The sequence below is a fragment of the Arcanobacterium sp. (ex Cirak et al. 2026) genome (assembly GCF_053585065.1).
In genome coordinates this window covers 1-14386 of record NZ_JBQJCE010000007.1, presented here as the reverse complement: position 1 = coordinate 14386, position 14386 = coordinate 1, and the positions used below count along the sequence as shown (strand labels likewise).

General features: G+C 54.0%; 10 protein-coding genes and 1 tRNA gene. 8 read left to right on the top strand and 3 right to left on the bottom strand.

Annotated elements, in window-relative coordinates:
* The first annotated feature begins 25 nt into the window (after nucleotides 1-25).
* The 6 genes from mfd to ACTOVJ_RS04790 all read left to right on the top strand — a co-directional run bounded on the left by mfd (nucleotide 26) and on the right by ACTOVJ_RS04790 (nucleotide 9738).
* Nucleotides 26-3538 (top strand): transcription-repair coupling factor, encoded by a 3513-nt coding sequence (mfd, locus tag ACTOVJ_RS04815; RefSeq protein ID WP_449503687.1) that lies wholly within the window; start codon nucleotides 26-28, stop codon nucleotides 3536-3538.
* A gap of 677 nt (nucleotides 3539-4215) precedes the next feature.
* Complete coding sequence (gene eno, locus ACTOVJ_RS04810) at nucleotides 4216-5496, top strand: phosphopyruvate hydratase (RefSeq protein ID WP_449501333.1); 1281 nt, start codon at nucleotides 4216-4218, stop codon at nucleotides 5494-5496.
* Between the two features lie 430 nt (nucleotides 5497-5926).
* A complete protein-coding gene (locus ACTOVJ_RS04805) occupies nucleotides 5927-6883 on the top strand; it encodes a hypothetical protein (RefSeq protein ID WP_449504638.1) in 957 nt (318 codons plus the stop codon).
* Nucleotides 6884-7134: 251 nt separating this feature from the next.
* Nucleotides 7135-7944 (top strand): FtsB family cell division protein, encoded by an 810-nt coding sequence (locus tag ACTOVJ_RS04800; protein WP_449503689.1) that lies wholly within the window; start codon nucleotides 7135-7137, stop codon nucleotides 7942-7944.
* A 175-nt stretch (nucleotides 7945-8119) separates the two neighbouring features.
* Nucleotides 8120-8746, top strand: coding sequence for a DUF501 domain-containing protein (locus ACTOVJ_RS04795; protein ID WP_449503747.1), 627 nt, complete (start codon nucleotides 8120-8122; stop codon nucleotides 8744-8746).
* Nucleotides 8743-9738 carry a Ppx/GppA phosphatase family protein gene (locus tag ACTOVJ_RS04790; RefSeq protein ID WP_449502677.1) on the top strand — a complete coding sequence of 332 codons (996 nt, stop codon included), beginning with the start codon at nucleotides 8743-8745 and terminating at the stop codon, nucleotides 9736-9738. Before ACTOVJ_RS04795 ends, ACTOVJ_RS04790 begins: the two co-directional genes overlap by 4 nt.
* A gap of 50 nt (nucleotides 9739-9788) precedes the next feature.
* On the opposite strand, the gene nhaA is transcribed toward ACTOVJ_RS04790, so the two are convergent.
* Entirely contained in the window at nucleotides 9789-11054 is a 1266-nt protein-coding gene (gene nhaA / locus ACTOVJ_RS04785) for a Na+/H+ antiporter NhaA (protein ID WP_449502678.1), read from the bottom strand.
* A 216-nt stretch (nucleotides 11055-11270) separates the two neighbouring features.
* On the opposite strand from nhaA, the gene ACTOVJ_RS04780 reads away from it, so the two are divergent.
* Nucleotides 11271-11343, top strand: a tRNA-Leu gene (locus ACTOVJ_RS04780).
* Between the two features lie 99 nt (nucleotides 11344-11442).
* Here the strand turns inward: ACTOVJ_RS04780 and ACTOVJ_RS04775 are convergent.
* Together ACTOVJ_RS04775 and ACTOVJ_RS04770 are read right to left on the bottom strand one after the other, a co-directional pair.
* On the bottom strand, nucleotides 11443-12246 hold the full coding sequence (locus ACTOVJ_RS04775; RefSeq protein WP_449501328.1) for an ABC transporter permease: 804 nt from the start codon (nucleotides 12244-12246) through the stop codon (nucleotides 11443-11445).
* Entirely contained in the window at nucleotides 12243-13178 is a 936-nt protein-coding gene (locus tag ACTOVJ_RS04770; protein ID WP_449501327.1) for an ATP-binding cassette domain-containing protein, read from the bottom strand. The genes ACTOVJ_RS04775 and ACTOVJ_RS04770 overlap by 4 nt, the downstream gene beginning before the upstream one ends.
* Before the next feature lie 201 nt (nucleotides 13179-13379).
* Here ACTOVJ_RS04770 and ACTOVJ_RS04765 point away from each other — a divergent pair, with 201 nt between their 5' ends.
* Nucleotides 13380-14285 (top strand): Bax inhibitor-1/YccA family protein, encoded by a 906-nt coding sequence (locus tag ACTOVJ_RS04765; RefSeq protein ID WP_449503690.1) that lies wholly within the window; start codon nucleotides 13380-13382, stop codon nucleotides 14283-14285.
* Nucleotides 14286-14386: the final 101 nt, after the last annotated feature.

Sequence of the window (14386 nt, the reverse complement as noted above, 5' to 3'; positions counted from 1 at the left end):
TTTCATAAGTTGAAACGAGTATCTGATGGATTTGCGTCCAATTTTGCCTCTCATTACCTGCGGTGACGTGGAGGCTGTCGACACCCAAAAAACACTCGATATTGCGGCTCCGCGTGGCGCTGTTGCGCCAGTTCTGGCCTCGGTCGCGAACGCGCAGCGGCTCGAAGTTGTGGTGACGGCGTCGGGACGCGACGCTGAGGAACTCGCGCGTGCGCTGAGCGCCTTCGCACCGGCTGAATCGATCGATATTTTCCCAGCCTGGGAGACTCTCCCACACGAACGCCTCTCACCGCGCGCGGATACCGTGGCGAATCGACTGCGTGTGCTGCGCCGTCTTGCACATCCCGACGAGTTTGCGCCGTTGCAATTTCTTCTTATGCCAATCCGCGCTTTACTCCAGCCGATCGCTCCGAGCCTCGGTGAACGTGAACCCGTGCGCATCCGCGTGGGGGATTTCGCGGATTTGGAGAGTGTGACAAAAGCGCTGGCTGCGGCAGCATATTCACGTGTGGATATGGTCGAATCGCGCGGTGAATTCGCAGTTCGCGGAGATATTCTCGACATTTTCCCACCCACGGAACGCCACCCCTTACGCGTGGAATTCTTCGGTGATGAAGTCGAAGAAATTCGCTATTTCTCTGTGGCAGACCAACGCTCGACAGACAATGTTGACGAGCTTTACGCGCCCCCATGCCGAGAAATTTTGCTCACTGACGATGTTCGTGAACGTGCCCTTGCTGCGATTCCTCAGCTTCCAGGTGCAACGGACATGCTCGAAAGGATTGCGAACGGAATCGTCGTTGAAGGAATGGAATCGCTCGCACCGGTGCTCCTTCATCGTCTTGTTCCAGTGGTCAGCCAGCTTCCACCTGCGAGCCGTATTACTTTGGTGGAGCCGGAAAGGATTGCGGCTCGAGCCGAATCGTTGATTGACACGACACAGGAGTTCCTTGCAGCCGCGTGGAGCTCTGCGGCTGCCGGTGGAAGCGTCCCACTGCAGGTGGACGAGGCGTCGTTCTCCACAATTGAGGTCACCCGCGAGCGGGCTCGTCGAGAGGGACATGCGTGGTGGACACTGGGAGGCTTTGCGACGGACTCATCCCTTGAGCTCGGATTACGTGAACCTCAGAAGTTTGCCGGAAAAGTTGACGACGCCGTCGCCGCTCTCGGCACCCTCGCGCGTTCCGGTTTCACCATTGTGCTCACGGTAGAGGGGGCAGGCCTAGGCAAGCGCCTCATGGACGTGATGTCCGATGCCGATGTACCAGCACGAATATGCGACCGCCTCGATACCCCTCCAACTGCGGGGATCGTCCACATCGTGACCGCTCCGATTGCGACGGGGTTCATCAGCGATCGTTCTCGCCTCGCCGTCGTCGGTGCGCAAGATCTGCTCGGGCGTGTGCGCTCTGACGCTGCACAAGAAAGGAAGATGCCCAAGCGCAGGAAGAACGTTGTTGATCCGTTGGCGCTCAAGCCAGGGGATTACGTTGTTCATGAGCGTCACGGAGTGGCGCAGTTTGTCAAAATGGCTAAGCGCAGCCTTGGTGGACCAGGCGGAACCCAACGCGAATATGTTGTGCTCGAATATGCCTCCTCAAAGCGCGGTGCACCACGCGATCAACTCTGGGTACCAACCGACCAACTCGATCAGGTCACACGCTATGCAGGTGGGGATTCGCCGTCGTTGAACAAGATGGGCGGCGCGGACTGGGCTAAAACAAAAGCGAAGGCCAAAGCCGCGATCCGATCGATTGCCAAAGAATTGGTTCGCCTGTATGCACAGCGTCGGGCGACGAAGGGTCATGCGTTCGCTCCAGACACACCATGGCAACATGAGCTTGAGGATGCCTTTGAGTTTGTTGAAACTCCCGATCAACTTTCAACAATCGAAGATGTCAAGCGGGACATGGAATCGCCTGAACCAATGGATCGCCTCATTTCGGGTGATGTTGGCTACGGAAAAACTGAAATAGCGATTCGTGCAGCTTTTAAAGCGGTTCAAGATGGAATGCAAGTGGCGGTGCTCGTGCCAACAACACTCCTTGTCCAACAGCATCTGGAAACTTTCCACGAGCGTTATGCCGGCTTCCCGGTGAAAGTGGCGGGACTTTCCCGATTCCAATCGGAAAAGGAATCCGAGGAGGTCAAAGACGGGATTCGTAACGGCACAATCGATGTCGTGGTCGGAACGCATCGCCTGATTACAGGTGACGTGCGTTTTAAGAACCTCGGACTCGTAGTGATTGACGAGGAGCAGCGCTTCGGCGTCGAACATAAGGAAGCCCTCAAACAGCTTTATCCCGCGATCGATGTCCTGTCGATGAGCGCCACCCCTATTCCACGTACCCTGGAGATGGCCGTGACAGGTTTACGCCAAATGAGCCAGCTTGCCACGCCACCCGAGGAACGCCACCCGATCTTGACCTACGTCGGCAGGGAAGAAAACAAGCAGATTGCTGCTGCGATTAAACGTGAGCTCCTGCGAGATGGCCAAGTGTTCTTCATTCACAACCGCACCTCAACGATCAACAAAAAGGCGGCAGCCCTTGCCGAACTTGTTCCCGAGGCTCGCGTCGGCGTAGCTCACGGCAAAATGAGTGAGCATCAGCTTGAAAGCGTGATTCAACAGTTCTGGGATCAAGAGATCGACGTGCTTGTGTGTACCACGATTGTGGAGACGGGTCTGGATATCCCTAAGGCGAATACCTTGATTGTGGAGGACTCCCAGAAGCTGGGTCTCTCCCAACTTCACCAGTTGCGCGGACGTGTGGGGCGTGGACGAGAGCGCGCATACGCCTATTTCCTCTATCCGCCAGATAAAGCGATGACGGAGACGGCAATTGAACGTCTGCGCACAATTGCCCAGCACACAGAGCTGGGTGCTGGTTTCCAAGTGGCACTGAAGGACCTTGAGATTCGCGGCGCAGGTAACTTGTTGGGCGGGGAGCAAAGTGGGCATATCGCCGGTGTCGGCTTCGACTTGTACCTGCGAATGGTCGGGGAAGCTGTTGCCGAGATCACCGGCCAGACTCCCGCTGAGGAAGAGAGAAATCGCGAGGTGCGCATTGAATTACCGATTGATGCATACGTGCCGCAAGAGTGGATTTCTTCCGAACGCCTTCGTTTGGAGGCGTACCAGAAGATCGCGGGCGCTCGCGGAGATTCTCAGCGTGCCGACGTCCAGACCGAATTGGTTGATCGTTACGGTGAGATTCCTGTGCAGGCTACGCGGTTGTTTGCGATCGCGCGTCTGCGCGACCTTGCGCGTAGCGTAGGGCTGGAGGAGATCACCGTGATGGGGCGCAACGTGCGTTTTGCGCCGGTGCAGCTTCCTGATTCGCGTCAGGCACGGCTCAAACGACTTTATCCGCGGGCGATTTCTAAGCCGGCAACTCGCGTTCTCCTCGTTCCTCTTCCCGACGACGCCGGGGCGCGGTTGGGTGCGGTAGCCGCAGTTGAAAACGAAGACATCGTGGATTTTGTGCGCACGATTATTTCACAGATTCTGGTGGGGAACGGGTCGCAAACACAGTGAAATAGTGAAGTACCTCGCATCGCTGTAAACTCTTGCAAAAGTGTCGCAAAATTACATGACGCGGTTTCTGTGGGGCTTCAGTGGTGCTTCAGTGAGGTAATCCGCACCTGATGTGTCAGTTTCGATATTTATTCGCATTTTTATGCCGGGGGAGACTGGTGGTGTTGGCGGGTGAAGGCGTCGCCAAAGGCTGGAGGTGGCAATCAAAACACTGTGAATTTCCTAGGCAATTCGCTACTGTTGGTGGTGCGAAAGTTAAACGCATATTCCTATATCACGCATCCTCAGGTGAGAGGGATGCTGGCAATGAGGGCACAACTCCAAACGAGTTGATCGGTTACTTTGATGGCGTATTTATTGCAACAGCGCCTAAAACGATCCTCGGTGACGGGCGCAGTAGGGGCTGCGCCCGTCTTCTTTGTCTCGCGAAGTCATCTCAGTGAGCTGTGGAGAAAAGGTGTTCATTGTCGTTGCAAGTATGCGTGATGTATGTCTAGTCGAACGTCCCAAAATTGAGCCAAGTGACTTCGCCGAGTGCTGAATCGACTCGGTTAGTGGGTTCCTGAGCGTGCCATGGCGTGAAATTCGTAGGACAATGAAAGAGATGGCGCGGATCGCCAGATCCGCCCTCCAGAGGCGTCCGCCTCTGGGCAAACCTTTCAAACGAAGGAGTCCATGTGGCTAGCATTGAAGCAGTAGCTTCCCGTGAAATTCTCGATTCCCGCGGCAACCCCACCGTTGAGGTTGAGGTTCTGCTCGACAATGGCGTTTTCGCTCGTGCAGCAGTTCCATCCGGCGCGTCCACTGGCGCGTTTGAGGCAGTTGAGCGCCGCGACGGTGACAAGTCTCGTTACCTGGGCAAGGGTGTACAGGATGCCGTTGAGGCAGTGACCGAGATTATCGAGCCAGAGATCATTGGTCTTTCCGCTACCGATCAGCGCTACCTCGATCAGACCCTGATCAACCTTGACGGCACTGCAAATAAGGGCAAGCTTGGCGCAAACGCTATTCTTGGTGTGTCCCTCGCAGTAGCAAAGGCTGCAGCTGAGACAGCTGGCCTTCCGCTTTACCAGTACCTCGGTGGTCCGAACGCTCACGTTCTGCCGGTTCCGATGATGAACATTCTCAACGGCGGATCGCACGCAGATTCTAATGTTGACATCCAAGAGTTCATGATTGCTCCGATCGGCGCTCCGTCTTTCAAGGAAGCTCTCCGCTGGGGCGCAGAGGTCTACCACTCACTGAAGAAGGTTCTTCATGAGCGTGGCTTGGCTACCGGACTTGGCGATGAGGGTGGTTTCGCCCCGAACCTTGAGTCGAACGCTGCAGCTCTCGATCTGATCATCGAGGCTATTGAGAAGGCTGGCTTCACCCCGGGTGAAGACTTCGGTCTCGCGCTTGACGTTGCTGCAACTGAATTCTTCAAGGACGGCGTGTACCACTTCGAAGGCGGCGAAAAGACCGGCGCTGAGATGATTAAGTACTACGAAGAGCTCGTTGAGAAGTATCCGCTCGTTTCGATTGAGGATCCGCTCTCGGAAGAAGAGTGGGAGGATTGGACCAAACTCACCGCAGAAATCGGTGACCGTGTTCAGATTGTTGGCGATGACCTCTTCGTTACGAACCCGGAGCGCCTTGCTAAGGGCATCGAGCTCAAGTCGGCTAACGCTCTCCTGGTGAAACTCAACCAGATCGGTACTCTCTCGGAGACTTTCGAGGCAGTTGAAATGGCTCATCGTAACGGTTTCCACTCGATGACCTCGCACCGTTCTGGTGAGACTGAGGACACCACCATTGCTGATCTTGCTGTTGCAACCAATGCTGGACAGATCAAGACTGGTGCCCCGGCTCGTGGCGAGCGTATCAACAAGTACAACCAGCTTCTGCGTATCGAAGATGAACTCGAAGATGCAGCTGTTTACGCTGGCCGCTCCGCGTTCCCACGTTTCAAGAAGTAATATCCATTTCACCTAAAACTGCGTTAGGAGAGTAGCAGACGTATAGTTCAAGGCTTGGGCATCAAGGAATGCTTGATGAGAAGAACGATGCGGATAAATAATTGCTCTCTTTGACCGGTCTTGAGGGGACTGATCTTTTCAAAGTCAGTCCCCTCAAGCTATTTTTTACTCTGCGGATCGAAAACGACAGCTCTCTACAGAACCAAAAGTATGTGGATCTAGCAGGTAGCAGCATCTTTTATTTTTATATACACTCGTAAGAGTGTCTACTCACTTAGAGACTTGTTCATTGGTAAACTGAAATGTTATTTTCTCTCTGTGTCATATCACACTTTGAAATTTTTCTAGCATTTTCCTAGGAAAATGCTGTAAACTGTCTTTGGGTTTTAAGAAAACTCATGAAAATATACTTACTTTCGAGGAGTTTCTTGTGAAGAATTTTAAGCGTGGTTCTGCTTTTGGTGCAGCTGTCGCAATCGCTGTCACCACTTTCAGTGCAACACCGGCATTTGCCGTAAAAGTTGACTATGAAGCTGATGCTAAGGCAGCAGCTGTCGAGTATCGTAATATTCACCTTTCCATCGAAGAAGCTACTGGTCAGGTAAAAACCGCTGAGAATAATTTAGCGGAAGCTAAAAAGAAGTTGAAGGCAGCGCAGAAGAAGTTCATCCAGGCTATGCGCAAGAAGGATGACACTACGCGTGAGCAGGCTGAAGTTGATAAGCAGTGGGCTGCTAAGGAAGCGGCTAGTGAATCTTTGAGCGCTGCTCAGAAGCGTGTTAAGGAGCTTTTCGCTTCACTCGATAAATCCCAGAAGAAGCTGGAGAAGGCAATTGAGGCTGCGCGGAATGTGAAGAATGCTACCGAGGGGCTTTCTGCAAGCCTGCATGACCCGGCTCGCTCGGAGTCTTTTGCTGAGAAGATGCTTCGTTATAAGAACAATTCGCATGTCCGCGATGTAACGGGCGGCCTCACGGAATTCCTGAAGAATGACTCCGCATTGAAGTCTGAGCCGAACACTAATTCGTCTGAGGATCCGTCGAAGAAGGTTGACCCGAGCCAAGGTCCGTCCAAGAAGGCTGACCCGAGCCAAGGTCCGTCGAAGAAGGCTGATCCGAACCAGGATCCGTCGAAGAAGGCTGACCCGAGCCAAGGTCCGTCGAAGAAGGCTGATCCGAACCAGGATCCGTCGAAGAAGGCCGATCCCAGCCAAGGTCCGTCGAAGAAGATTGACCCGAACCAGGATCCCTCCAAGAAGGTAGCACCAAAGATGGAGAATAAGAGCGGTCTTCCCCTTACCGGTGCTGCTGCTGGTACCTTTGCGGGCATGTCGGTTATTCTTGTCGCTGGTGGAGCTGCGCTTGCGCTTCGCCGTAAGAATGCTTGATACGGGTTTACTTACACATGTGAGTAAATAACTCAAGAAGAGTCGAAGAGGGAGGTTGGGTTCCAGTGGGAATCCAGCCTCCCTCTTCTCTCATGCATTTGGAGGGAAACCTGCTGAACCACAACCACCACAGTATGACCAAATAGGGGAGTTTTGAGGTGCAGCGTAGCGTCAGAGATCTCGGAGGTGACAGAACCGGCTATGGCGCGTGCTTTCCCACGAACCTCGTATTCGTCGCTAGACTGTGAGATGTGAATTCACGCCGACCTCAGTCCTCTTCGGAGCGTCAAACACAACAACCGCGAGGCTCGCATCCTTCTGCGGTTCGTCGGCGTACTCCCGCTGAGTATCGAAATGACATTCCAAATCCTGAACACACACGGAAGCGCAGACATCCAAATCCTGCTTCTGAAAAAGGCACGCACGTCCACGCATTGAAGCCGCGGTCTTCGAAGCCAGGTGCGGGTAGTAGTATTCCACGTGACCGCCGTCGAGAAACTGTGCCGGCAGGAGTGCAATTTACCTCCAAGCGTTACTTTGTTTATCAAAGTGGGGGGCGCACCCGACGATTCTCGGTGCGCGCCCTCGTCGTACTCATCTTCATTGCGATTGGTGCCCTGATCGTTGCGTCGCCATTGGCAAGCTATCTTAATCAACAAGAGCAAAAGCGTGTTGCGATCGCAGAACTCACGAAAACAAGTGAGCGAGCTGACCAGCTTGAACGTGAACTCAATCGTTGGAAAGACCCGAAATTCGTTCAAACTCAGGCGCGCGAAAGACTTGGCTACGTGTTGCCTGGACAAACTCTCTATGTCGTGCCACGCGGTGGTGCGGAGACTGCGGCGGAGAAACTTCAAAAGCAAGTCAAACAAGTCAACGACGAACGTCGCGCGGCAACGCCCTTCTTTATCACTTTGCGAGATTCAATTGCAATCGCTGGGAAATCCGGCGCCCAACTGGTCGATAACCCGTCACAAGTGCCAGTGCTCAACACGCCGAAACGTGCACCATCTTCGTCGCCGACTCAGCCACGTGAGAAGAAAACGACGTCCACAAAATGACATAATGACGATTTGCTGCGTCATCTCGCCTCACTCCAATGCGCACCGGCATCAAGGCAGCAACGACGCTTCGAACACTGTGCCTACGCCGTCGCGCAGTCCGTAATGTGCCGGTAAACTGGCATCAGTTCAACGAAAAACAGGAGAAAAAGTGCAATACCCTCAGCTTGATCTGTTGAAGAAAGTCGCAGTGAACGCCACAGAAGTTTCCGGTAATGATCGCGAGATTCTCACTGCCCAGCTCGGACGCGACCCACGCGGTCTCGTTGGAATTGGTGCGCGATGTGCGTGTGGCGCACCGGCTGTTACTATCACGTGGCCTCGTTTGCCAGACGGCTCACCATTCCCCACGCTTTTCTATTTGTCTCTGCCGTGGATCGTGAAGCAGATTTCGCGTGTGGAATCGCGCGGTGATATGGCGCTGTTTAATGAACGCCTCCACAATGATCCGGAATATGCTGCAGCGCATGTACGTGCTCACGATTCGTATATTGAACGACGTGACATCCTCGAAGAAGTGCCACAGATTGCTGGTAAATCCGCTGGTGGCATGCCTGACCGTGTCAAGTGTCTCCATGCGTTGGCGGGGTACGCGCTGGCGGTTGGTCCGGGTGTATGCCAGGCGGGGGATGATGCTCTGGAGATGATTGGGTGGGATCCGCAGGTCTGCCACTGCAAGGACACGGACACTGACGCAGACACTGACGCAGACACGGACACTGACACAGACGCGGACACAGACACGGACACAGACGCGGAAGGGGGCAATGTTCATGCATTTGCTCCGGAGGCAAACGCATGAGAGTGGCAGGTATCGATTGCGGTACTAACACGATTCGTTTGCTCATCGCCGATGTTCCAGGGCGATCAGGTGCTCCACTGACCGACGTCGTGCGCGAAATGGAAGTGGTGCGTCTGGGGCAAGGCGTGGATCGTACGGGACGTTTCGATGCTGAGGCGCTGCGGCGAACCCTTGAGATGGTGGATCGTTTTGCGCAGGAGTGTCGTGATGCAGGAGTAGAATCAATTCGTTTTGCGGCAACGTCCGCCACTCGCGATGCGGACAACCGTCAAGAATTCATCGACGGCGTTCGCACACGTTTAGGAATCGAACCGCAAGTAATTTCGGGCGAACAAGAAGCTGCTGCTTCGTTCGCCGGAGCAATCTCAGCTCTTCCAGCACACTCGCCCTCGCCTCTCATCGCGATTGACCTTGGTGGAGGTTCTACAGAGCTCGCTCTCGGTACTTCGGACGGCGAGGTACTCCAAGCCTTTTCGATGAATGTGGGAAGCGTTCGCATGAGGGAGCGTCACATGATTTCTGATCCGCCGACCCCGAGCGAAGTCAATGCTGCCCGTGCGGATGTGAATGCCGCACTCGATGAAGCAGAGAAGCATGTCGATCTCTCAGCTGCTCGGGGCGTGATTGGATTGGCTGGAACGGTTACCACTGTCACTGCGCAGGCACTTGGTCTCGATTCGTATCAACCTGAGCGAATTCATGGAGCTCAACTGAGCCTCGCGCAGATCGAAGAAACGTGTCAGTGGTTTATCGAAGCGCCATTCGCTCTGCGTGGAACCCCTGGATATATGCATCCAGGCCGTGTCGATGTGATCGGTGCTGGTGCGCTTGTCTGGTGGGAAGTTGTTCAACGCATTGCTCATCGGACAGCCGATGCAGGCCATCCAGTTACCCATGTTGTGACGTCTGAGCACGATATTTTAGATGGTCTTGCACTCTGGGCGGCACGCGATCCACAAGCGCCGAATATATCAAAAGTATCGCTCAATTAAGATGTGGCCGATAGCGTTGCGCTATCGGCCACATCTTCATTGAGCGGCTCTTAGCGTCCGCGATTGCGCTCGTCTGAAGGGCCAGAGGAGCGATGAATATTTGTTTTATCTGCCAAGCGCATGTGGTGATGTGCTCGAGAACGAGCGGCCCAGCCCCCCAAGACGATTGCCAGAAGAGAACCGAGAATCACGGAGACCGCAGCGTGTGCACCATGTGATGATCCCTCAGGGAAGGAAAGCTGTGCGATCAAGAGGGAGACGGTAAAGCCGACGCCGGCGATCAGACCCATTGCTGCAATATCAGGCATCTTGACGCCACGGCCCAAATGGCCGTTGAAGTATTTGACCATGATCCAGGTTGACAGGGTAATACCGAGCATCTTTCCTAACGGAAGCCCCAGATAAATACCCACCGAGACGTGGTCAGCAAGAAGCGAGCCTAGCCCACCCTTGTCGACAACGTTCACGCCGGCCGCAAAAAAGGCGAAAACGGGCACAACAAATCCAGCAGAAAAAGGGTGGTACTTCTGTGTGAAGAATTCGGTCATCGGCATAGTGATTTTGCGGTTCTTGGTCTTTTGAACTGCCGGAACAGTCAGACCCAGAGCCACCGCAGCGATCGTCGCATGAATTCCCGATAGGAACATGAAATACCAGGCGAGCACCGCGAGTGGAATCAAGATCCACCACTTGGTGATGCGTTTTTGGACCACGAAACCATACAGGGTGATCGTTGTCAGTGAAGCGAGTAGCCACAGAAGGTTGATGTTGTCCGAGAAGAAGACAGCGATGAGGATGATCGCCAGCAGGTCGTCGACGACGGCGAGTGTCATGAGGAACGTTCGTAGCGCTTGTGGCAGTCCTTTGCCGACGAGACCCAGAACACCGAGTGCGAAGGCAATATCTGTTGCCACGGGGACTGCCCAGCCGTCATAGATCGGATTTGCTGAGAAAAGCTGAGCCACTACGTACACGAGGATTGGTCCAACCATTCCGAAGACGGCAGCAACCATCGGCACCATTGCGAGCTTGCGATCGCGCAGGGATCCAATCGCAAATTCTTGCTTCAACTCCAAACCCACAGTAAAGAAGAAAACGGCAAGGAGCGCGTCAGCCGCCCAGTGAGCCAGGCCAAGATGGAGGCCGAGTATCTGTGGGCCGACTTCCCAATGGGCGAGTGCCTCATAGGAACCGCGGATCGGTGAATTCGCCCAGACGATTGCGATCACAGCTGCTACCATCAAGACCATTCCAGCGAATGTTTCGTTGTGGAGCGCGCGTGAATAGCGGGCGAAAATGTTTGGGGTTTTGGACATATTGTGTCTCTTTCTTTTTTTGTTACTGATGTCCAGTTTAGCGAAAGTCCACAAAGTGACCATTACCTGTTTCACGTTATGGCCAGTAAAATTGTGTAATTTTGGCTTGTGAGCGGCAGTCGGCGGATGTGTATGTGAGAGGTTCTGAAGAGTGCATTTATTCCGAGTCAGTGGCAAACGAGCACGGACGGAATTTTTTTCGTAGAATGGTGGTATGCCCCCGTAGCCCAATGGCAGAGGCAGCAGACTTAAAATCTGCAAAGTGCGGGTTCGAGTCCGGCCGGGGGTACAAAAAAGAGGCCCAGGTTTTCCTGGGCCTCTAGCTTGTCCAGAGCTTTATCCATAGTGTGGGCCACCGGAAACTCCGGTGGCCCACACTATGTGCTGTTTAGATATCGCGCTGTGTGAACATGACGAACCCGCCTGCGAGGGAGACAGCCACATAGGCGCCGAGGGCTGCGAATGCGTCAGCCGCTGAATCCAGAAGCGGGCCGCCAATGAATGGTGGCATAGTTTCGTTGGTAATAGCCAACGTACCAACGCCCTGAGGCATAAATTGCGGGATGTTTTCTGCAACCCATTCCACGGGGATCAGACCAATCATTCCACCAAACACGAAGAACACCATGACCAGTGCGATAGCTCCTGCTGTTGAACGAAGAACGTATCCGAGACCTAGCGTAATGAGTGCAAATGCAACAAGGACGGCGACAAAGCGTCCGCAGGCATACCATGTTTGTGCGGTGAATTTAGCTTGTGAACCGAGTTGAAGAAAGGTGATTCCGAAGAGAACCGTCACCGTAATCAGAGCATAGATTGCTGTATAAATGGCTGACGCTACCACTTTGGCAAAGAATGCGAGTGCACGCTTAGCTTCGGACAGTGCTGTGGTGCGCATCGTGTTATGCGCATATTCGCTCGTCACGCAGAGCGCGCCGACGACGATCATCACTAACCCTGGAATACTCCAGATGTCCAGTACACCTTCAGCGTTCGTTGGAGTTCCGGGTTTCTGATGAGCAGCGTAAACAAAAATTAAGGCAAGTCCCGATGACAGAAGCACACCGATGAATGTTGTGATAAGGATCGAACGAACCATCAATTTCCTGAACTCGGAGCTGACAGCGCCGACAAAGCTTGCGCGATGTGAAGCGAACTGGGAGGTATAAGAACTACGTGGCATCGCGGTCATCGTGCGCCTCCTTGATTAGCAGTGTATTCAACTTGGTCTGCGGTCAACTCCATAAATACATCTTCGAGGGAAGAATGCTGCTCGGAGAGTTCGTGAATTTCAACGCCAGAAGTGTAAAGGAGATGTCCAATTTCGCTACGGCTGGCGCCCTTGACTTCGAATGACCCCATTGGATATTTATCTTGCGGAGCAAGATGTTCGAAGACGAGGCTGGCACCTCGGAGGGCATCACTAATTGCCAGAGCATCTGGCCCAGCAATGCGCACAGAAGAGCGTGAGGCGCTTTGAGTAAATTGCGTGATTGGACCAGCGTCGATCAAGGAGCCTTTTCCAATGATGACAAGGTCATCAGCGGTCAATGCCATCTCACTCATCAAATGGCTCGAGACCAGTACAGTGCGTCCTTGTGAGGCAAGTTCGCGCATGGTTGAGCGAACCCAACGAACGCCGTCAGGATCCAGACCGTTGACAGGTTCGTCAAAGAGCAGGATTTCAGGATCGCCTAGCAGCGCAGTGGCAATCCCCAGCCGTTGACCCATGCCGAGAGAAAAACTTTTGAATCGTTTGTTAGCCACCGATGAAATACCAGTGAATTCCAGTACTTCCTCCACACGGCGTTGAGGAATTCTGTGAGTCGCAGCGATAATTTTCAGGTGTGCACGCGCGCTACGGCCAGGATGGAAAGCTTTTCCATCAAGGAGAGCTCCAACCTTGGTAATAGGAGAGCGCAAATCTTTGTACTCAACCCCGCCGACCATCGCACGCCCCGACGTCGGTGAGTCCAAACCGACAATGCACCGCATTGTTGTGGATTTTCCTGAACCGTTCGGCCCCAAAAATCCCGTGACACGTCCTGGCTGCACGGAAAAAGAAAGATCATTCACGGCAACTTTTGAGCCGTATTTTTTCGTCAGATGCTCAACCGATATCATGGCACTCCTTTGTGTAAGGAAATATGTGAATTCTACTCTACATGGAGGGTAGTGAAGGCGGGGTAGGTCTCAGGTTGTACGCGCCGGGCGGAAAAGTTGACGTCTGAGGGGCTATTGCCTGTGGTTACGCTTCCGTTAGGATAGATACCAGTTCGCCGAGAGGGTGTACTTCCCGACGTTTTGAGATCCCAAGGAGGGATAATGTCCAATCCAATTATGCAGCGTAACCCTTATTTCCAGGGTGCAACGCAGAATGCTTCGCAGGCGGGTGCGGCTCATCACGGATACGATCCGCGTGCAGGATACGCCGGCCAGTACGGTGCGCCGCAGCAGGGCGCTGAGCAGATGGCCGGACAGGCCGCATTCCAGTCTCAGTTCCAGTCTCAGATGAATGGCAATGCTTTCGATCAGGCGTCAGCATCTCATCGCATGACATACCAGGATGCAATGAATAAGACTGCCACGATGCTCGGCGCAACCGTTGCTGCCGGCGTCGTCACTGCGTTGTTGGTGCCGTTGCAGTTCCAGATGCCACTTGCCGTTGTGTCGATGATCGCCGCTTTCGTGGTCGGCATGGTGATTGCTTTCAAGCGAATGGTGGGGCCGGGGCTGGCACTGGGTTACTCGGTTCTTGAAGGTATTGCCCTCGGTGCAATCACCTTCGGCTTGGATCGCGTGCTTCCGGGTGTGGCGTTCCAGGCGATCCTTGGAACGCTTGCCGTTGTCGGCGTTACGCTCGGACTGCATTACTCCGGTACTGTTCGGACGACGCCGAAGGGGCGCAAGATTGTCCTGGCAGTCGCGCTTGCCGGCTTGATTTTCGCAGTCGTCAATATGCTCCTGATGGCATTCGGTGCCACATCGGGTCAGTGGGGACTGCGTTCGGTGACCATCATGGGTTTGCCGCTGGGCGTGATCCTCGGCATTGTGATGATCGTGGTTGCCTCCTACATGCTGATCGGCGATTTTGAGGATATTAATACAGCGGTTGCTAACGGTGCTCCAAAGGAGTTCGCGTGGACCGTGGGTATTGCAATCGTCATGACGATTTTGTGGATTTATGTTGAGGTGCTTCGCCTTGTGGCGATGCTCGCTTCGGATCGCTGATTCATTCCAGCGCTAAGCAGAAAGTTGTGGGGGGGTGGGTAGGGGGGCCCCCCCCCACAATAATGGGGGGTTTTAAGGGGGTTTTTAACGGTTAGCCGCCT

Excerpts from the sequence above, each read along its gene's own strand:
- mfd (WP_449503687.1), top strand. The coding sequence starts at position 26 with ATGGATTTGCGTCCAATTTTGCCTCTCATTACCTGCGGTGACGTGGAG.
- ACTOVJ_RS04790 (WP_449502677.1), top strand. The coding sequence starts at position 8,743 with ATGAGAGTGGCAGGTATCGATTGCGGTACTAACACGATTCGTTTGCTC.
- nhaA (WP_449502678.1), bottom strand. The coding sequence starts at position 11,054 with ATGTCCAAAACCCCAAACATTTTCGCCCGCTATTCACGCGCGCTCCAC.
- ACTOVJ_RS04775 (WP_449501328.1), bottom strand. The coding sequence starts at position 12,246 with ATGACCGCGATGCCACGTAGTTCTTATACCTCCCAGTTCGCTTCACAT.
- ACTOVJ_RS04770 (WP_449501327.1), bottom strand. The coding sequence starts at position 13,178 with ATGATATCGGTTGAGCATCTGACGAAAAAATACGGCTCAAAAGTTGCC.
- ACTOVJ_RS04765 (WP_449503690.1), top strand. The coding sequence starts at position 13,380 with ATGTCCAATCCAATTATGCAGCGTAACCCTTATTTCCAGGGTGCAACG.